Origin of the sequence: Niabella hirudinis, assembly GCF_051201075.1 — a bacterium.
Taxonomy (GTDB): Bacteria; Bacteroidota; Bacteroidia; order Chitinophagales; family Chitinophagaceae; genus Niabella; species Niabella hirudinis.
Genome location: NZ_JBPEHJ010000001.1, coordinates 475,228 through 495,859 on the forward strand (window position 1 = coordinate 475,228; position 20,632 = coordinate 495,859).

Consider the following 20,632-nt stretch of genomic DNA (forward strand, 5'->3'; position numbering starts at 1 on the left):
TGAGATATTACATTAAGCATAGAAACAGATCTAACGTCAAACAATAGACATCAAACTTCAAACCCTCCTTACGCCCCCGCTTCACGCCCTTCCAGCCAGCTTTTGAAAAACGCTACCCGCTCGCGGCTTACCACCGTATCGGTATCTGCTTCCGGGTTTAACTGAAGAATCAGGCGGCTGTTGTAATAACTGTTGATCTTTACAATAGCATCGATACAGATAATCATCTTCCGGTTGATGCGAAAGAACATCGTTTTGTTCAACATCTTATCCATCTGGTCCAGTGAGTAATCCAGTGGCACTTTTTTTCCGGCATGTGTAACCGCCCGGGTTGCCCCATCGGCATAACAGACGCAGGCAATATCTTTCGATTTTACGTAAGCAATCTGGTTATTGGCTCTGCCTACAAACCTCGTATTTTCCTGGCGGTAAAAAGCCTCGGCTATCCGGGATAGATCAAGAGCCGGACCCGGATCTGCTTTGGGTTTAAAATAGCTGAATTTTTGCAGGGCCTGCTCCAACTCCGCAGGGTCAACCGGTTTTAACAGGTAATCGATACTGTGCACTTTAAACGCCTGCAAGGCAAACTTATCATAGGCCGTTGTAAAAATGACCGGCGTCCGCAGCCCGGTTTGTTGAAACAACTCAAAACAATTACCATCAGAAAGCTGGATATCCATAAAGGCCAGGTCAATATTGCTGTCATGTGCTGCCAGCCACCGCTTTCCTTCATCGATAGACTCGATCACCCGGAGTACATTCAACTCCGGCACCAACCCCTCCAGTAACTGGATCAGGCGGTCCGCATTCAATTTTTCGTCCTCAAATATGACTACATTCATCTGTACTTATTGATTTCAGAACTGATCTTTTAATGTTTCCGGAAGCAAAGGAAGCTGCACCGTAAAGCGATCGCAGGTCTCTTTAATATCCACCGTTGTGCCGGTGATCAGCTCGTACCTTTTGCGGATATTGGAAAGACCAACGCCCGTGGAAAAACGGATCCCATTGCGTTTTCTCAGATCGTTGGAAACAATAACATGCTGATCGGTAAACCGTATATGAACATTCAAGGGTACATTTACAGCAAAGCGATTGTGTTTAACCGCATTTTCTACCAACATCTGCAGGGCCGAAGGCGGAAGCAGGGCGCATTGCTGGTTCCCGGAAGGCTTGTCGATATGAAACTGTATACTGTTCTGATGCCGGATGCGGATCAGGAATAAATACGACTCCAGAAAAGACAATTCGGTTTGAACAGATACCAGGTTCTCTTCTTTCTGATCCAGGATATAACGGTAGCACTTTGAAAGCTGCGTGATGTATTCTGCCGAAACGTCGGCACTCTTATAAACAAGACCCGTTAGCACGCTCAGCGAATTAAAAAAGAAGTGCGGATCGATCTGGCTTTTTAGCACATCATACCTGGCCTGCATATTCTCCCGCCGCAGCCGCTCTGCATTCAAACGCGCTTCCTGCCAGTTTTTATAATAAAAAAGAAGCCCATTAAAGCACAATATCAGCAGATAAAAAATAAAGGCTCCGAATATAAGATCATAGCTCAGGCGGCTGAAGCTTTTCCAGGCCTCGTAATTATTAAAAAAATAAATGTCATAAAACGAATAGGTGAGCCCGAAAAGGAAGGCTGCAAAAACACCAAACAAGACAAGGCCGAGGCAGGGCACAACAATGGTATAAGGAAACCGGTTCTTTGCCATACGCTTTTGCAAAACCCGGGAAACCCGCTCTCCTCCCATCCAGATCAGCAATCCGAGCCCAACAAACATCAGGCTAAACGATTGTTTCCGGAAAAAGGAAGAGCCGCCTGCACTGGTAAACGACATGTCAAAAGAACGAAACACTACGCTAAAACCATACAGGATCACGATGCGCGCTACATAGGTAACCATCCGATGCTGCAACAGCGCTTCAAGCTGCTGTTTATTCATCCTTCTTAATATTAAAAAAATTGCACTTAATAGCATCGTTCTTTATTATTTTTATCAAACCAGGCAAGCGCCTCCTCAATGGCCACAGCAACCGGAGTATAACGGATGCCCAATGTTCGGGCGGCTTTTTGTCCGCAATAATAATTTTGCAGACACAGTAAATAAGCGGCGGCATAGTTCAGCATCTGTCTTTTACCGGTAATCCTGCCGATAGCAGTTCCTAACAGGCCGCCTATTTTTAGTACCAGTCCCGGAATCTCCAGCATAACAGGGCGCTGCCGGGCCTGCCGGTGTACCATCCTGAAAAACTCGCGGTAACTGAGGTTTTCACCGGCGATCAGAAAACAGTCGCCGTTTTCACCATTGTTACAGGCAAAAACAATGGCCCGGCTCACATCTCTTACATGTACAAAATTTTTCCCGCCCGGCGGGTAAAACAACAGCATTTTATCCAGCGCATATTTTAGTAACTGACCGGAGCTGGGTTTCAGATCATGCGCTCCGATCATAAACGTGGGGTTTAAGATTACCGCGGGCAGCCCCCTTTCAACAACGGCTTCCAGTACTTTTTGCTGGGCAATATATTTTGTATTGATATAGGGTGAATTGATCTTAAAAAGTGAGAAAGGATTTAGCTCCGTACCCGGATGTTTCCGGGTGCCTGGCGCCATGGTATTGGCCGTGCTGATATAGATCAACCGTTTTACGCCCCCGTGCAGACAGGCCCGGATGATATTTTCAGTCCCCTGTACATTCACCTGTTCATACTGCTTTAATGCTATGCCCCACTGTCCTGTAAGGGATGCGGTATGCACTACATAATCGCAGCCCTTAACCGCATCTTCCACTTCAGCAGCGTTCTCAACAGCTCCGTAATACCATTCGCAAAAAAGCCCGTTCAGCAATTCCGTGTTCGTCGTCCGGCGGATCAGTACCCGCACTTCAAAACCCATCCGGCAAAACTCAAGGGCCGTATTATAACCCAGCAAACCGCTGGCACCTGTGATCAATACTTTTGGCATCTTTTAATGTGTTAATTGCAATTCCCTTTTGATGGCCCCTGAAATCAGGCGTACCTTGATCGTGGATGGGATGATCCCCATCAGTTTCTGATTCATCCGGTTCCACCAGCCGGGAACGATCACCGCCCTGCCTGCCAGGGTTTGGCGAACGATCCGGTTAGCCAGCTCCATCGTGGAGAAAAGCCCCAGCCTCCCCTTGAACCCCTGCAGCAGGATACGCTGTGAGGTATTGGAATTGGTCATGATCGGACCGGGATAGGCAACGCTCACCGAGAGGCCCTGTTCCTGCATCTCCTCACGAAGACCCAGGGAAAAAGAAGACACAAAGGCTTTCGATGCAGGATAAACCGTTTTATAGGCAATGGGCGAAAAGGCAGCCATACTGGCAATGTTCAGCACATAACTTTTTGGATGTTGTAACAGTTGCGGCAGCAACTCCCGGGTGAGCAAAGCGGTGCAGGAAATGTTTAGCTGGATAATCTTATCGATCATCTGCGGTGTGCTGGACAGCATTGGCGATGTGCCCCCCATGCCAGCGTTGTTGATCAAAAAATCAACGGCGAAGGTTGCTTTTATATTTTCGATATGCTTCTCAAATGCCACTTTGCTGGTAAGATCGAATTCAAAAATCCGGACGTCCACTCCATAAAGGCGGCGCAGTTCTTCGCCCGTTCTTTTGATGGCGCTTCCAGGAAGTGCGATCAGGATCAGGTTCATCTTTAGCCGGGCGCAGCAAAGTGCAAAGGCACTGCCCAATCCGCTGCTGGCCCCGGTGATCAATGTATACGTTTTATTCATAGCTCAGGAATGTTGCAGTAATGATTTAAACCGGGCCATCGTGGTAAGGATATTATCATAGACGATGGGATCAGAGACCCAACGCGGAACCGAAACGCTTTTATTGGTAAGGATCTGGTAGGTGATGCGGCTCTGATTGCGCTCCAGCTGATCCACCACCCACTTGCCGGCGGTACCTTCCAGGCGGGTCACATTCTTAAATTGTGGATAAACCTGGTGCCGGGTGCTTTCAAAATAAATAGTACCGGAACGGCTGAATGTATTGCCTTTGGTATAAGAATATCTTAAGCTGCAGTCCTGATCGTCCATCGGCCAGGGCAACGAGTAGCGGATATAGTTCAACCACACATTTTCATCCCGGGTCGGGGTAATCTTATACTGGCTCGATTTAACATTCCAGCGGCTTCCTTTGCCGGCGTCTTTCAACAATGCCACTACATCTGCAGCACTTGCACCCGCTACTTCAAACGACAGTTTTAATTCCCTTACTTCATTTCCGTTATGCATTACCCAGCGTTCATACAGGGTAATGCCATTGGAAGCTTTCACGAGTTTAAACTCACCGGAAGGAGATGCTTTCAACAAACCAGTCGCCAGGAATAACAGCAACAAGAGGTATATCTTTTTCATAAAACTATTTTTTACAAACATAATAGTACCGGTATCTCTTTAAAAACAATAACGCTCGAGCCGTACGATTTTTGGTGTGGAATGTTGGTTTTTATTGTGAACCGGTACCGGTATTTTATCATTAACATTTATTAAGAATCCGTTCAGAAACGCTTAACATGTATAAGAAGAACGAGAAATACTGTGATGTATCGCAAATACCTGAAAGGCGTTCTGCATTCCGCAAAAAAATCACAGGCCTTTCACTGTACCCGAGCCGGTAATGGAAGCCGAAACAACCGGAGTGCCGGCATAGCGCACATCGCCACTTCCCGTAATGGTTACGTTCAACCGATCCTTTGCCCACACCCGGACATCCCCGGAGCCGGTAAGTTTTATCTTTGTTTCATTGCTCAGCATCCGGTGTGCATCATAGTTCCCGCTTCCCGTAGCCGTTACATCCTGGCTTTCATTTTGCCCGGCATTGATATTTATGTCTCCATTGCCGCTAAGCTGTGCTTTGAGTGAAACAGCCGATAGCTTTGCCAGCGTTATATTACCGGAGCCTGTAAGTTTAAGGTCCATTGAACCGGATGTTATTGCATCAATAGCAGTAAAATTCCCGTTGCCGGTAAGCGTTACCGCCGTAAGTGCAGGAGTTGTCACATATACCGTCACACTGCCTTTTTTGATCGTTACATTATCAGGCGTCCTGACCACCAGTTTTCCGTTCACCACTTTTATGATCACATACCGTTGTAAATTGTCGGCTGCAAGCACTTCCACTTTTGTATCTGCACCCGTTGTATACTCCACATGACCGCTAAGCGCCGTTTCAATTTTATCAAAGGCCGTTACACTCCGCGTTTCTCTTACTGCGGGCCCGTCCGGGTATACCTTTTTGCAACCCTGAACAGCAGCTAACAACAAAGCCATAGAAAACAAAAACAAGACCTGTTTCATTTCGTTTTGATTTTATAAATGATGGATTAAATAATTAAAGACGGATATTGATACCGGCAACAATGCCCGGCGCTATCAGCAGCACGGATTCCCGCTTTTTGATCTTCCAGATAGAATGCCCTGAGAACAATTCAGAATCCGACTGGTCTGTTAGATACAGGGCGGGTCCAATGGTTAGCTCAATAGCCGGCGTAATCTTTATCCCTGCCAGCGTTCTTAATGATTCAATATGCCTGATAAAATTATGTACATCAGTTCGTGCAAGGATCACAGCTTCCGTATTTACCCGTAAGCCACGGGCCAGTGGTATGCGGTATCCCAGGCCGGTTTCCATCTGAAGCAATGTACTGTTCCCGCCCTTGTCCCTGGCCAGGCCTGCACCTACGATACCGTAGGTCTTATAGCTCCCTGTACGCAACACCATACTGGCCGATACATCATCGTAAACCTGGACCCCTATTTGCTTTTCGCCACTTTTAATAAAATTTAAAATTCCAATGGGACAACGGGAACTGTCGGCGATATTGATGAGCCCCGATAGCTGCACTCCTTTTACGGTTTGAGCTTTATTGACCAAACCAGCGATCTGGTAGCCGGCGTGCCGTGATGTGTTGATCAGGCCCGCCAGCTGCAAGAGGCTGTAGTGACTGTAATTGCTTAGTCCGGCCACCTGTATAAACCCGTTGCCGGCATCCTGGTTGTGTAACCCCGCCAATTGCACCCCTCTTCCATTCCGGGATGTATTTACCAGTCCGGCAATGGCCACACCCTTGTTGGAACCCTTTACCTGGTTCACCAATCCGCTGATCATAAACCCGCGATTGCTTCCGTAAACTGTGGTATGCAAACCGGCAATGGATACGCCCTTGTTATCACGGTTCACGCCCTGTAATACATGTAATGCAAAGGCAGGACTTATATCCCGCGCATAACGCCCCTGGGTACTGATGGGGGTTACCAGCCCCAGATGAACTGTTTTACCGGCGCTTTCCTGTGCAATAAGTTTTAAACCTGCAATAAAAAACAGAAGCAGTAAAATAGAATGTTTTAATTTCATGTCTTTAGTAATGTATACTGCTAATACATCCTAAAGCGATACTCCCCCTACTCCTTTATCAAAAAATATTCATTCCAATTGTCCAGCCCAAACTAAGCGGGTTCCGGCTGTTTCCATTCAGCAGGATCATATTGCGGCGAAAACCGGCATAGGCATTTTGTGTATCCTGGCGGCCTGTAAGCTGGTATTGCAACCGGGGGCCTGTAAATAATTGCAGTTTGGGATGCGCCTGGTAAACCAGCAATGGCTGAAAGCAGATATTATCATAATTGGCATCGTATTGTTCGGCCTTTGTATAAAACAGGCTCACCAGTTCAGCAGCCATTTTTATTTTCCGTTTTAATGTCCATTCACTACCCAGCCCGTAACCAAACAGGTAGTATCCTCCGGGATTACCGGCATGCACCCAACCCACTTGAAGAATATTATATAATGCCCGGTTCCCCGACTTGTAACTAAGGTTAACCTGGCCGTTTTCCTGTCCAGATACCGATAGTGCGTGCTTGCCGTTGCGGTGATAGTTAACGGGTCCGATAGCCACACCCCTGAGCGTGTCCGCCAGGTTCACAACGCCCAACTGAAACCCATTCATCTTTTTTGCACGATTTACCAAACCAGATACCTGGGTACCCTGCGTCATGGTTGTTGTTATATTAACCAATCCCGAAAGCTGCAGACCCTTCTGAAAAACGGAAGTGCGGTTTACCAGTCCTGCCAGCTGCATGCCCTTCTGTACGTTCCGCGCATTATTGGCAATACCGGCTATCTGCAGGCCCGTGAACGCCTGGGTTTCGTTGTACCAGCCCGCGATCTGTAACCCGCTTACGGCACTCTTATCGGCATTGGCGAGCCCCCCTATCTGAAGCCCGCTTACGGTATCACCCGCATAATTATAAAGTCCGCCCACCTGCACCCCTTTCACACTGCCGCCTACAATATTGGCCAGTCCGCCCACCTGCACCGACCGTACGTGTTTTTGTACAATATTGAACAACCCACCTATTTCCAGTGCGTCTACCTGCGCTGCATAGCCACCGAATACATTAAAGGAAAGATTATTTTCCTGTTGCCCTTTCAATACATTTTTTGTAGCAATACCGGGGAGGAGTCCCAGCTGAAATTTTTGCCGGTAAAAATAGTTTTTCAGATTGATGCTGCTCAGCTTCTGCCGGGTGCCAATCAGCCTGCGGGCCAGCCAGTGCTTTTGCACATATACCATCCGGACTTCATTTTCTTCCATTACATGTGGCATCAGCGGTACATTCAGTAGCTTGTTATTCTTACTGTCAATAGGCAGAATGGTGTCGTAGTAAGAAATCCGGTTTACGGTTAACTGCATATTGGCCGATTGGGGCATCCGCAGTGAGAAATACCCCTGTTCATCCGACATGGTTCCGATCTGCAGTTCCGGAACATAAACACTGGCATAAGCCACGGGCGCCTGATCTGTAGCATCAAATAAACGCCCCTCCACTACAATATAAGGAGGTTCCTTTTTCCGGATAACCACTTTATTATTTTGCACCAGGTACTGGTATTCGTTATCAAAGATCATATCCAGTATTGCCCGCACCGGCTTATCGGATACGGCAAAGGAGATTTTTTTCTGGTTTTTGATAAACTGATTGTCATAGGAAAAATAAAAGCCGGCCCGGGCTTCAATCTGCATCAGCGCTTCATACATGGTAATATTTCTGAAATCAACCGAGATCACTTTCTCCAACAGCGCCTGCTGCGCCATCGTAAACAATGCAGAAAAAAATAGCAACAGGGTAAAAATATACTTTTTCAAAAGGCTTATTTAGTAATAATGTAATGACTCCCTTTTTTCTGCCAGGTAGCGTTCATCGTTAGCGCAATATTCTCTATGGCCTGCTCCGGAGGCTCGTAGGAGAAATAGGTGCTGGTTATTTTTCTGCCCGCAAGAGCCGGATCAAGCACGATCTCTATATTGTACAACTCCCCCAGTATGCTTACCAATTCATCGATGCGCATATCCTTGCACCGGATCGTTTGCGTTTGCAACACCTCATCGATCACCGTTTTTATATCGCGCAGCTGTAATTGGCCCGTATGGTTATCCTTTACGATCTTCTGATGGGCAACGGCCGTTACCGTTTGGGCCCCAACAGTAGCTTTGACCCTACCGGAGTGCACAAACACCGTGTTAAAATCGGCGCGCTGCTGTATGGTAAATGAAGTGCCCAGCACCTGTACATCCATATCCTTATTATGGATAATAAAAGGCCGGCCGGGATCGCGGGCGATGTCGAATCGCGCATCCCCCTTCAGGGTAACAACCCGGTCTTTTTTATTAAAGTCCTTATCTATTTCCAGCTGCGTGTTCGGGTAAAGTACAATGCTGCTCTTATCCTTTAACCGGATATCCCGGATTGCTGCCTGCGCTGTATATTCGCGGGGGTCCTGCCTGTTTATGATAAAAAACAAAAGCACCAGCCCGGCAACGGATGCTGCAACAGCGCCTGCCTGCCACCATTTCATTCCAATGATCCGGGCCGGGCGCCGGGGGCTTGCGGGCACCGTATTCTCAATCTGCGCCTGTATCTGATCCCAGGCCCGTTCTTTATTATACAGCGTATAGGGCCCGTTCATCCGGGAAGCCTCCCAGGTGCGGATCGTCTTTTCGTAAATCGCTTCATGGGCCGGATCGTCCAGCAGCCATTGCTCTACTTCTTTTTGTTCCGAAGCATCCAACAGCTGCTCATGATAGGCTACCAGTTTATGCTCCATATCTCATAAATTGAAAAGTTGATGAATGAATAAAAGCAACAGGCTCACCAGGTATGCCGCCAGTCCGCCCCGAAGGAACTTTAAAGCCTTCGTCATATGGTTCTCTACCGTTTTTACCGACAGGTCCAACTCTTCTGCCACCTGGCGATAGCTCAGTCCCAGCTGACGGCACATATAAAACACCGTGGCACATTTTTCCGGCAGCCGGTTCAGCAGTCTCTGTATCTGTTCCCCCAGCTCTTTTTGCTCCACAGTATTCCCCCTGTCGGCCTCGTCACCCGTAACCCTTGCGGTATGCGCATAAACAGCCTGCACGCCTTTATGTTTCAGGTGGTTGAGGCATGCGTTCCGTACGGCCGTGTACAGGTAGGCTTTCACAGAAACCTCATTGATGGTGGCCCGGGTTTCCCAGAGCCTTATAAAAACGTTCTGCAGTATGTCTTCCACATATACTTCCGACCTCAGTATGGAACAGGCATAACCGTATAATGCCTCATAATGAAGATCAAAAACCTGCCTGTATTGAACATTGTCCAAAGCCATTTCCTGTTGCAAATATACTAGCGCGCTTATTGAATACAACCTAAATGACAGTTACCCCTATCCCTGCTAAAACATTTTCTACTATTTCCCGGTTTCCAGCTCATGGTTTCCGTAAACAACGTTAAAACGGAGTGGCAAAACCATCCGCCTGCCATTTTTTGGCTACCTTTAAAAAAATGTGTTCATGAAGAAGATTTTCACGCTTATTTTCACGGTGGTTGTTGCCGTTGGTGCTGCGCAGGAAGGCTACTGGCAACAAAACCTGAAATATGATATGGAGGTGACGCTGAATGATAAAACCCAATCGCTTACAGGAAAACAAACCATTCAATACAAAAATAATTCACCGGAGACACTCGATTTCATCTGGTTTCATCTTTGGCCTAATGCCTATAAGAACGACTCCACCACCCTGTTGAAACAGATCCGGAGCGATTTATCCAGGACCGAAAAGCTGGGCACTATTACCTATGGATCCATTGACGGGCTTAATTTTAAAGTAAACGGCAAAACGGCAAAAACGGAGCCGCATTCCAACCCGGAATATATTGATATTATTAAAGTGCTGCTTCCTGCTCCCCTCAAACCCGGGGCTACAGCCACTATAACGACCGACTTCCGGGTAAAGCTGCCGTCTTATTTTTCAAGATCGGGCTTTGCCGATGGCGAATACATGATTTGCCAGTGGTATCCCAAGCCGGCTGTTTTTGACAAGAACGGGTGGCACGAGTTTCCCTACCTGGATATGGGAGAGTTTTACAGCGAATATGCCGATTATAATGTAAAGATCACCTTGCCCTCCGACTATGTAGTAGGTGCCACGGGTGTTTTGCAGGATAAAGAAGAGCTGGAGCGCTATAAATCTGTTGGCCGCATGAATGCCTTTGCAAGGCTTGCGCCGCCCAAACTTTATAAACCGGCAAAAGCAGGATTAAAAACATTAACCTATAAGGCAGAAGATGTACCGGATTTTGCATGGTTCGCAGAAAAAGGGCTGGTAATCCAATACGACACCATACAGTTAAAGGATAAAACGGTAGATGCCTTTACCTTTTATCATAACCAGCCGGTCACTTTATGGAACAACAGTATCGACTATGTAAAAGATGCTGTTCGTCATTACAGCCGGTGGATTGGCCCCTATCAATACCCCACGGTACAGGCCATTGAGGGTCCTAAAAATAATTCAAGCGGGGGAATGGAATACCCGATGATCACGCTGATCACCTGCCCGGATGCTAGCAGTGAATACCTGGATGGTGTCATCGCCCATGAAGTGGGGCATAACTGGTTTATGAGCATGCTGGGATCCAATGAGCGGGCGCATACCTGGCAGGATGAGGGACTGAATACCTATTACCAGTTCCGCTATGAGGCCGAAAAATACCACTACAACTCCGTTGCCCGGGAGTCGATACCAGAGGAGCTCAAAAAATTACCGGTACCGGAGTTCCAGGAACGGATTTATCTCGCGCTTGCGCAAATTCCCATGCAAAGCATTATTGAACAACCGGCGGCCGATTTTAAAACCTCCGAGGACTATGGTCTGGTTTCCTACATTAAAACAGCCATCTGGATGTACTTATTGGAACATCAGTATGGACAGGACAAGATCGACAAAGCCTTCCAGGACTATTTTAACACCTGGAAAAATAAACATCCTCAGCCGGAAGACATGAAAGCTTCCTTTGAAAAAAGCCTGGGGACAAATCTTGACCGGTTCTTTGATCTTCTTAAAAAGCCGGGCTCACTTCTTCAATAATTATTTATGCAGATCTCATTAAAAAATAAAAAAGCGCTGGTGGGCGCCAGCAGCAGCGGGCTGGGAAAAGCCATTGCCTGGCAGTTGGCAGCCAGCGGCGCCACAGTTACGCTGCTGGCACGTAATGAAGCGACATTACAGCAACTGGCGGCAGACTTGCCTGCATCTGAAAACCAGCAGCATCAGTATATTGCCGCGGATTTTTCGGATATTGATGCCTTTAAGAAACATATAGACCATTACTTTTCCAGCAATACCGTGGATATCCTGGTCAATAATACCAGCGGCCCCAGTCCGGGCACGGCGCTGGAAAAAAAAGATGCGGACTATGTAACAGCTTTTAACCTCTTGTTCCGCACAGTTCAATATACCACGGAAAAAGCGCTGCCGCATATGATCGCCAACCGTTTTGGGCGGATCATCAACCTTACTTCAAGATCGGTAAAAGAGCCTATTGAGGCCCTGGCCTTATCCAATACGATCCGCGCTGCCGTGGTTACCTGGGGAAAGACCCTGGCCACACAGGTAGCAAAAGACCATATAACGGTCAACAATATCCTGACCGGGAACTTCGAAACGGATCGCATAATGGAATTATATGAACGGGAAGCCATTGCCCGGAACATGCCACTGGAGGAATACAAAAAACAAGCACTGGAAACCATTCCCATGAAGCGGCTGGGACAACCGGAGGAAATGGGAAACCTGGTAACATTCCTGGCTTCGGAACAGGCAGCCTATATTACCGGAACCAGTATTGCTATTGACGGGGGATTGATCCGGAGTGTTTGAGGGAGCGGGTGAGATGTTTATAGTGAGAAGTTTTTAGTGAGATGTCAGACGTATGGAGCGTGAAGTTTTTGGGTAAAATTCAACCTGTTTATGGTAAAAAGTTCAACTTCTCACTAAACATTTCACTCCAAACATCTCACTAACCAACATTTCACTCCAAACATTTCACTCCTCACTCCTCTCCTCCACAAACCCCGAACTTCCCTACCTTTGCCGGATGCATTACGTTTCAGCAGAAGGACTGGCTAAAAGTTATGGGATCCAACCCCTGTTTTCGGATATTTCATTTCATATTGAAGAAGGTGATAAAATAGCTATTGTGGCCCGGAACGGTACGGGCAAATCTACTTTATTAAAAATACTGGCAGGCAAAGAAACCTCTGATTCGGGAAAACTATGGGTCCATAAAGACGTGGAAGTGATCCTGTTTGAGCAAGACCCCGATCTTGAGGAAGAACTCACCGTTTCTGATAATATCTTTTTTCATAACCACCCCACAGTTCAGGCCATCCGGGAATATGAAATGGCCAGCGAAAGCGGTGATGCCGATCGTATAGGTAAGGCCCTGGTACGGATGGACGAGCTCAATGCCTGGGACTTCGATTCCCGGGTGAAACAGATCTTCGGGAAACTGAATATCCACCACCTGGATCAGAAAATAAAAACGCTGAGCGGCGGACAAAAAAAGCGGGTAGCCCTGGCCCGCACGCTGATCGACATCGGTTTTGAGCACAAGCATGTATTGCTGATCATGGACGAGCCAACCAACCACCTGGATGTAGCCATGGTAGAGTGGCTGGAACATTTCCTGGGCAAAGAGAATGTAACGCTCCTGCTGGTAACGCACGACCGGTACTTCCTGGATGCGGTTTGCAATGAGATCTGGGAAATTGAAGACAGTGAACTATATGTACACCGGGGCGACTATGAATATTATCTTGACAAAAAGGCGCAGCGTGTTGAAAACCTGAATGCCACTATCGATAAAGCAAAAAACCTCTACCGGCGGGAGCTGGAATGGATGCGCAAACAACCCAAGGCGCGTACTACCAAATCAAAAAGCCGGGAAGACAATTTTTACAATATTGAAAAAACGGCCAAACAACAGGTTACCGATGACCAGGTACAGCTGCAAATGAAGATGAACCGCCTGGGTGGAAAGATCGTTGAGATGAAGAAGGTCTACAAATCTTTTGGTGATAAAAAAATACTCGAAGGATTTGATTATACCTTTAAAAAGGGGGAACGCCTGGGCATCATCGGGAAGAACGGTGCCGGAAAATCGACCTTTATCAATATCCTGCAGGGTGTGGACTTGCCCGATAGCGGCAAAATCAACATCGGCGATACCATCGTCTTTGGCAATTACTCGCAACAGGGACTGGTGCTGAAAGAAGATATGCGGGTGATTGAATTTGTAAAAAACATTGCGGAGAACTTTCCGCTTGCCGATGGCAGCACGCTGAGCGCTGCCCAGTTCTTACAATTGTTCCTCTTTGACCCGGACAAACAATACACTTATGTAAGCAAGCTGAGCGGAGGAGAAAAAAGAAGGCTTCATTTATTATCGATACTGTTTCGCAATCCTAATTTCCTGATTCTCGATGAGCCCACTAATGATCTGGACCTTCCGACCCTTTCGGTACTGGAAAATTTCCTGAGCGAATACCCCGGATGCCTGCTGATCGTTTCGCACGACCGGTATTTTATGGACCGGCTGGTGGACCACCTTTTTGTATTTGAAGGAGACGGCGTTATCAGGGACTTCCCCGGTAACTACACCCAATATCGCCTGCAGGAAAAAAGTCAGCCGGCTGCCAGCGCCCCGGCTGCTGTAAAAGCCGTTCCAGTCCAGAAGCCTGTTGCAAAAAAAATATCTTTCAAGGAAAAACGGGAATACGAATTACTGGAAAAAGAGATTGCGGATCTTAACACAGAAAAAGATACCATCACCGCGCAACTTTCTGGCGGCACTACTGATTTTGAACAATTGGAAAAATTGTCCGGCCGCATTGGTGAAATTACGGCGCTGCTGGATGAAAAAGAGCTGCGCTGGCTGGAGCTGAGCGAGCTGATCGAAGGATAAGGATTAAAGGTTCAGGTTCCAGGTTTGGCAGAGGGCCAAAATCTTGTGTACTTTCGCTCCTTAGAAAACAGGTTTATGGAAGATTATCTGATCGGCATCGGAAAACGGATCAAAGAGATCCGGAAGAACAAGAGACTTACCATCAATAATGTGGCGGGCAAAGCAGACCTGAGCAACGGCCTGATCTCCCGCATTGAAAACGGGAGAACCATTCCCTCACTTCCGGTACTGCTGAACATCATACAGGTACTGGACATCGCTGTGGCCGATTTCTTTAAAGAGGTGCCACTAGCCACCGGAAAAAACTTTATCGTATCCCGAAGAGAGGAACACGCCATCATCGAGAAAGAAGATGAAGCAGAAGGTTTTGAATACCGTACGCTGCTGGGCAGGCAACTCAATACCGTAGGGTTTGAAGCCGTTCTGCTGGAAGTACAGCCGGGCTCCCAAAGAGCCACCGTAGAAACGGATGCCTTCGAGTTCAAATATATGCTGTCCGGCGAATGCTTTTATATCATTGGCGAAGAAGAAGTGCTGATCCGGGAAGGAGATGCCCTCTTTTTTGACGGGCGTGTGCCCCATGTTCCTGTAAACAGAGGTATCATACCTGCCAAGATGATCGTAATGTATTTCTTTCTTTCGGGGAAAGAATGACCGGCTCATGTTTGCTGCCACGGAAACCTGATGGCCCTTGAGGACGAATTCGCCCGACAAAAAGCCTTTGCAAAGGGGTGTATCAAAAATCCGTGTCTCAGAAGCTGTTTAAATTTTCATTATTAAAATCCCATATAACAGACATTAACGCCCTCAAAAACCATTAATATTCATTAGGAACTGCGGCTACTAAACTATTCTTAATGCCTTAATGGTTTTTAATCATTCTATTTTTAAACAGCTTCTCAGAGTCGTTGTGGCGTACCCGCTAATTAAAAAGCACCCTGTCCAGCTCTGTAAGAACATTTAAAATATAATCCGGCTGCGCGCCGGAAAGCTGCGCGCGGGTTTGGGCGCCACTTAATACCCCTACCGTAATGCCACAACCGGCATTTTTCCCTTCTTCAATATCAATGACCGAGTCTCCCGCTTTTAATACACTGCCGGCATCGCTGACATCCAGCTGTTTCATTGCATACCGGATCATATCGGGAAACGGCCGGCCTTTTTCAACATCATCGGCAGTAACCAGGGTGTCAAAATTCCGCCCTGTCTGCCAGTCCAGTTTGCCAATCAGTTTCAACGCTGTTCTTTTGTCATAGCCGGTATTTAATGCAATAAGGATACGATGATCCCGCAACCTATCAAAAAATGCATCCATGCCGCTAAAGCTGCTGATCGTTTCCTCGTCATACGCTTTTTCAAGTTCCTGCTTAAAATTTGCAAATGCCCGGTCGGCTACGGACTTTACATCCGGCACATCCGTACAGGCGGTTAGCACATCAGTAATGGCCCGGTACTTTTCCTTCCCTGCACCATGCACCAATACTTCTTCCAGCGTCAGGTTAAATCCCTGGTCATTGATCACCTTTAAAACCGTTTTGTACACCAGGTTGTTTTCATTTACAGTAGTACCTGCCATATCAAAAACAACCATCTTAATCTTCTTCATACTCCTATTTTAAATCAAATATTCTTTTAATATGCTCCCTGGAAAATCCCGCGCATCCGGTCATCCCTTTGCCTCCGATCCCGGTAACAATATGAATAGCTTCATCGATCGTATGCTGAAACAGATCCTGCGTTTTACATTGGGAATAGATCCCGAACCAGCGGTTCTGAATTTCATAACTCGGCAATGCTATGATCTTCTGCGCCTCGGTGATCATAAAATCATCCACATCGGTCCGCAAGTCAAAACCCAGGTCCTCCGCATCGGCCGCATGGGCATATTCATGAGAATCACCAATAATAACAGAACCATCTACCGCTTGTTTAAACAGAATATGTATCCCCCATTTCTTTTCGAACGAATCCGGGGCCTCTCTTGCCTTTATTGCTGCAAATGAGGGACATTCATAAAACGCTTCATATCTCCGGATAGATAAGCCGGTCAATATAGAACCTTTCAGCTCATAACCGGTCAGGGGAACCGTTTGGAGCATCTGGAGCTTGGTAACTTCCAGGTCGCTGCCGGCAAACAACTGCGGGTACAGGGTTTTAAATTCCGATCCGCAGCAGATGATCACCTTGCCTGCTGCAAGTTCGGTTTCCTTTGAGGTATGCACGCTGACCCCACCTGTTACCGGCACACAATTGAGCACATGGGTACTGTCATAGTAGTCCAGCCCTTTTTCTTTAATAAGATACTGCAACAGCCGCCCGATCATTACCCTGGGCTCAACCGTTACTTCATCGGGAAAGAACAGGCCTGCTTTAACATAGTCCGGTTTCAATCCCGGATACTTTTCCAGGCACTCCTGCCGGGTCAGTAACTGCGACACATAGCCGTTTTTTTTGTTAATGTTGCTCAGCTCTTCGATCAGTTGTACCTCTTCCTCATTGGAAGCCAGGTAAACCGATCCATTGTGCCGCACAGAAATATCAAATTGTTTCTGGATCTGCTTGTAAATATTCAGACTCTCCCTTCCATACTCCTGCCACCTGGTACTCATCCCTGAAGGTACTACCTGTCCAAAATTACGTACCGTAGCACTCCGGGGCCGTTTATCCTTTTCTATAACAGCCACCTTCAACCCCAGTTCTAATGCATGGTAGGCATGAAAAGTACCCAGCACCCCTCCTCCTACAACAATTAAATCATATTTATTGCGCATACGCATTCTATTACAATTTATACGGTCCGGCCGGTACCATACCCCCGCTTTTCCGGGTGATCTGCCGGTTAAAATACCAGAGTGCCAATACCACCAGTATAAGAATAGAAACCGCGCACTGGACATTTAACGCTACAAAAAAATGGGTCCAGCTTTGTTTAAACCCGGTCACTTCTTTAAGGAATAATATAACCACGCTTCCCAGGTATCCTAATGCATCAGCCAGATAAAATAAAAACCCTACATTCCCTTTAAAATCCAATAACGCCACCAGCCGCTCAAAAATAAGACAGTGAAACAGGATGTAGGGCAGGTAGCTCCCGATACCGGACAATATCATCCACGTCACCGGCGATAACACCCCGTTGTAGAACAAATAACTGGAAAGGATTGTAAGGATGGCGCCTCCTGCAATGAATACCATGCCCATACCAAATGCCCTTTGATTGTTACGTACCAATATCCCCGCAGCCGCTACAATCAATACCACAACCGCAACCGGTATCTCCGTTAAGGTAACCAGCTGTGGCACGCCTGATACGCCCTGCTCTGCCCAAAATTCAACAATAAAATTATCCCTGAAATCCCGCATAACTGTAAGGAGTATGTAGATTACTACCAGTCCGAAATATCCTAACCCATTCTGCAATAAAAAACGCCGCCGGTCGCGCCCGTACATCGGTACCCGCTGTGTACGTTCTTTAATATCTCTTTTATCCGGCCCCTTTGTTTTGCGCAGTATCAGTGCAGACAGGATAAAAACGGGAAAGAACAGCAGCCCGGTCAAAAAAGGCATATCGTATTCTCCCACGTTAAAATCCCTCATTAAAACCAGCCCAACCGATTTCACCAGCCCTGTTGAAAAGATAAAAGTGGCACTCAGCGCTGCCGCCAGTAACTCCGTATTTTTACGCCCTTCTATATAAGAGAACACAATCCCAAACACCATTCCCAATGGTGTCCCATTCAAAAAAAGCGCCAGCACCTTCAGCCTCGGAGGCAATACAGCAAACAAGCCCAGCATGGCCAATCCAAAGGTAATAAAACCGATAAGCCACAGTGTCCGTTTTTCCTTGCGCATTTCCGAGATCACTTTAATCCCGATAAACTTCGAAACCATATAACCCAGTACCTGGCTGATCACCAGTATTGTTTTGGCATCCCAGCCATGCCCCAGGTCCAGATTCTTGTACTGCCCTGCCAGAAAGGATTTCCGTATCGCATACATAGCTGTATAGCACAGAAATACCGAAATAACGATAAAGATCGTTGATTTTTTACTATTTGTAAAGTTATTTCCGGCTCCGGACATGACTATTGCATTTGACAGACCAAAATTAGAGCCTTTTAGCACGTCTCCAATTAAGCTATTATGATCTTAGGATTAAGCAATTGTTACCGGAGAAATGGGCGCCGTTTCCAATAAACGAGTACAGAAATATCCACAATATGTTTACAATGAACATATTAATACAATAAAGATAATTTTTTAGACTGGTTACCCGGATGTAGTAAAAGAATACGAAACTGCCGCACGTTTAGCCAGGCATGCATCAGGTTCGTTAGAAAATGCCGGAAATGAAAGCACCCAATTATTACAAATAGTAAAATTTTTTATAAAAATATGCTTGCAGCTAAACAGTGGGAAACTGTTACAAAGCAGGCAGGCGTTGATGACCGGAGGTTATCTCAAATACCCTTTTTAGATAAAACAATCCCGGCAGCATGCATAGGAAACTATTCTTCCGGATAAACACTCCGGCCCCCGCTATATGCAAAAAGCCGGCCCGATAGTTCAGGGCCGGCTTTTTATGCCAGTAACTAAAATCAGGATTATCCTCCCATTACTTTTTTTAATAAAGCCAGTGTAGCTTTGATACCATCGTATTCACCTAACTCATCCCCTTCATACTCAATGCCCACGATCCCTTTAAATCCGGAAGCGTTAATAATATCAAAGATCCGCTTATAATCCGTTTCAATACAATCGCCCTGCGCATTAAAGTTATAAGCTTTAGCACTGACGCCTTTGGCAAAAGGTATTAATTCCTTTACGCCCTGGTAGCGATCATACTCTTCTATACATTTCCAGTTCTCGCCCCGCTTCAGGCAAAAATTTCCAAAATCGGGAAGTGTACCCACGTTCTTTTTACCTATCGCCTTCATAACACCTCCCAGCCATTTTCCATCGGAGGAATAGCCGCCATGGTTTTCCACGATCACGTTAATTTTTTCCTTTGCCGCATATTCGCCAAGCCGGCCCAGTCCGTCCACGGCGGCTTTTGCTACTTCCTCTGCCGTACCGTTTCCTGCAGCATTTACGCGAATGGTTTTGCAGCCCAGGAACTTTGCCGCATGCACCCATTTATAATGGTTCTCTACAGCTTTCTTCCGCTCTGCGTCATTGGTATGCCCCAATTCGCCTTCTCCATCACACATGATCAGGTGATTGGATACACCATTGTCCTTACAAACGGTGAGCAACTGATTCAGGTAGACGGTATCCTCCGCTTTGTCTTTAAAGAACTGGTTCACATATTCAACAATCGAAATACCAAACTCCTTTTTAGCAATTCGGGGAAAATCGAGGTTCGAGATCTGTTTCTTTTGCAAGGCGCGGTGCAGCGACCATTCTGCCAGCGATATGGGGTACTTTTTGGCCCTGCCCGCGCTGGCCAGCAACGGCCGACCTACCAGGGCTCCCGAGGCCAAAACTGAAGTCGTTCTTAAAAATGTTTTTCTGCTGATACCCATTCTCTGAAAGTTTAAAGGTTATAGATTATAAAAAAAGTGCTCCACCGCCCGGAAAAGTTTATCGCCATCCCGGCCCGATGCAGCACTGTTTTACCCGGCGGCGCTTACAACGCCCAGGCTTTATCGCCTTTTTTATAGGGATACGCGCCATCAAATTTCCCGGGGGTTTCTATATAGCGCAGCGCCTGGGTAGCGCCGGGCTTAGATGTAAAATACCCCCAAAGCGTCAGCTGTTTCATCATGCTGAAGTAATGCGGCGGGTAGCTTTGTTTTACCTTTACCGCGCCAAAATTCTTTTTGGCCTCCTCGGCTTTCACCCATTCATCCTGTTGCTTGTTGAAGGCATCCCTTTCCTTTTTATAGGAATCTGTTTTTGTAAACTCCTTGGCTTCTTTGTCGAGTACAATCAGGAATTCAGTCCGCTCCGCCGGAGACAATTCTGTAAACCCTTTGCTGTACTTTGCTTTACATGCCTCATTAAATTTATCGATACCTTCATTAAAGGTTTTTTGTTCGTTCTCGCGATAACAATCGGAGACAATCGTCTTCATAAAATTGCCTATCTGGGCAGCTTTTGCACCCGGCGAATCCGGTGTGGTGGGGATAATGGTTTCGCCAATTTCATCCAGCAATGCTATTACCTCCGGGGAAAATGCCCCCGCCTTTGTAGCAGTAGATTTACAACCCGATAAAAAAACTTCAGCGCCAATAATAGAGCCTCCTAACAAAATACCAACACGTGATAAAGCTTCTTTCCTGTTCATTGTTTGTATTT

The 20,632-nt window shown here is 46.7% G+C and carries 19 protein-coding genes; 4 read left to right on the forward strand and 15 right to left on the reverse strand.

Features of this window, described 5'->3' with window-relative positions:
* Positions 1-68: 68 nt before the first annotated feature.
* The 10 genes from GGU45_RS01750 to GGU45_RS01795 form a co-directional block, all read right to left on the reverse strand.
* Positions 69-842, reverse strand: a complete 774-nt coding sequence (locus GGU45_RS01750) for a LytR/AlgR family response regulator transcription factor (protein WP_435221458.1) — start codon at positions 840-842, stop codon at positions 69-71.
* Between the two features lie 15 nt (positions 843-857).
* A complete protein-coding gene (locus tag GGU45_RS01755; protein WP_435221460.1) occupies positions 858-1,949 on the reverse strand; it encodes a sensor histidine kinase in 1,092 nt (363 codons plus the stop codon).
* Positions 1,950-1,975: 26 nt separating this feature from the next.
* The gene (locus GGU45_RS01760) at positions 1,976-2,971 is read right to left on the reverse strand and encodes an NAD-dependent epimerase/dehydratase family protein (protein WP_435221462.1); all 996 of its coding nucleotides are present in this window, start codon (positions 2,969-2,971) and stop codon (positions 1,976-1,978) included.
* A gap of 3 nt (positions 2,972-2,974) precedes the next feature.
* Positions 2,975-3,769 (reverse strand): SDR family NAD(P)-dependent oxidoreductase, encoded by a 795-nt coding sequence (locus GGU45_RS01765; RefSeq protein ID WP_435221464.1) that lies wholly within the window; start codon positions 3,767-3,769, stop codon positions 2,975-2,977.
* Positions 3,770-3,772: 3 nt separating this feature from the next.
* Complete coding sequence (locus tag GGU45_RS01770; RefSeq protein ID WP_435221466.1) at positions 3,773-4,399, reverse strand: SRPBCC family protein; 627 nt, start codon at positions 4,397-4,399, stop codon at positions 3,773-3,775.
* Positions 4,400-4,630: 231 nt separating this feature from the next.
* On the reverse strand, positions 4,631-5,341 hold the full coding sequence (locus GGU45_RS01775) for a head GIN domain-containing protein (protein ID WP_435221467.1): 711 nt from the start codon (positions 5,339-5,341) through the stop codon (positions 4,631-4,633).
* Positions 5,342-5,375: 34 nt separating this feature from the next.
* Entirely contained in the window at positions 5,376-6,398 is a 1,023-nt protein-coding gene (locus GGU45_RS01780; protein WP_435221468.1) for a hypothetical protein, read from the reverse strand.
* Positions 6,399-6,456: 58 nt separating this feature from the next.
* Positions 6,457-8,190, reverse strand: a complete 1,734-nt coding sequence (locus GGU45_RS01785; protein WP_435221469.1) for a carboxypeptidase-like regulatory domain-containing protein — start codon at positions 8,188-8,190, stop codon at positions 6,457-6,459.
* Positions 8,191-8,195: 5 nt separating this feature from the next.
* Positions 8,196-9,149, reverse strand: coding sequence for a FecR domain-containing protein (locus GGU45_RS01790; RefSeq protein WP_435221470.1), 954 nt, complete (start codon positions 9,147-9,149; stop codon positions 8,196-8,198).
* A gap of 3 nt (positions 9,150-9,152) precedes the next feature.
* Positions 9,153-9,692 (reverse strand): RNA polymerase sigma-70 factor, encoded by a 540-nt coding sequence (locus GGU45_RS01795; protein ID WP_435221472.1) that lies wholly within the window; start codon positions 9,690-9,692, stop codon positions 9,153-9,155.
* A 184-nt stretch (positions 9,693-9,876) separates the two neighbouring features.
* Between GGU45_RS01795 and GGU45_RS01800 the strand changes: the two genes are divergently transcribed.
* From GGU45_RS01800 to GGU45_RS01815, 4 genes are all read left to right on the forward strand, one after another.
* Positions 9,877-11,454 carry a M1 family metallopeptidase gene (locus GGU45_RS01800; protein ID WP_435221474.1) on the forward strand — a complete coding sequence of 526 codons (1,578 nt, stop codon included), beginning with the start codon at positions 9,877-9,879 and terminating at the stop codon, positions 11,452-11,454.
* 6 nt (positions 11,455-11,460) lie between these two features.
* On the forward strand, positions 11,461-12,246 hold the full coding sequence (locus GGU45_RS01805; protein WP_435221476.1) for an SDR family oxidoreductase: 786 nt from the start codon (positions 11,461-11,463) through the stop codon (positions 12,244-12,246).
* Positions 12,247-12,463: 217 nt separating this feature from the next.
* A complete protein-coding gene (locus tag GGU45_RS01810) occupies positions 12,464-14,332 on the forward strand; it encodes an ABC-F family ATP-binding cassette domain-containing protein (RefSeq protein WP_435221477.1) in 1,869 nt (622 codons plus the stop codon).
* A gap of 75 nt (positions 14,333-14,407) precedes the next feature.
* The gene (locus GGU45_RS01815; RefSeq protein WP_435221479.1) at positions 14,408-14,986 is read left to right on the forward strand and encodes a helix-turn-helix domain-containing protein; all 579 of its coding nucleotides are present in this window, start codon (positions 14,408-14,410) and stop codon (positions 14,984-14,986) included.
* Between the two features lie 268 nt (positions 14,987-15,254).
* Here the strand turns inward: GGU45_RS01815 and GGU45_RS01820 are convergent, their stop codons facing one another.
* From GGU45_RS01820 to GGU45_RS01840, 5 genes are all read right to left on the reverse strand, one after another.
* Positions 15,255-15,938, reverse strand: coding sequence for an HAD-IA family hydrolase (locus GGU45_RS01820; protein ID WP_435221480.1), 684 nt, complete (start codon positions 15,936-15,938; stop codon positions 15,255-15,257).
* Positions 15,939-15,942: 4 nt separating this feature from the next.
* A complete protein-coding gene (locus GGU45_RS01825; RefSeq protein ID WP_435221482.1) occupies positions 15,943-17,103 on the reverse strand; it encodes a TIGR03364 family FAD-dependent oxidoreductase in 1,161 nt (386 codons plus the stop codon).
* Positions 17,104-17,113: 10 nt separating this feature from the next.
* Complete coding sequence (locus GGU45_RS01830; RefSeq protein ID WP_435221484.1) at positions 17,114-18,415, reverse strand: DUF5690 family protein; 1,302 nt, start codon at positions 18,413-18,415, stop codon at positions 17,114-17,116.
* A 521-nt stretch (positions 18,416-18,936) separates the two neighbouring features.
* Positions 18,937-19,857: a sugar phosphate isomerase/epimerase family protein gene (locus tag GGU45_RS01835; RefSeq protein WP_435221485.1), complete on the reverse strand. Its 921-nt coding sequence runs from the start codon at positions 19,855-19,857 to the stop codon at positions 18,937-18,939.
* 104 nt (positions 19,858-19,961) lie between these two features.
* Complete coding sequence (locus tag GGU45_RS01840; RefSeq protein ID WP_435221486.1) at positions 19,962-20,621, reverse strand: gluconate 2-dehydrogenase subunit 3 family protein; 660 nt, start codon at positions 20,619-20,621, stop codon at positions 19,962-19,964.
* Positions 20,622-20,632: the final 11 nt, after the last annotated feature.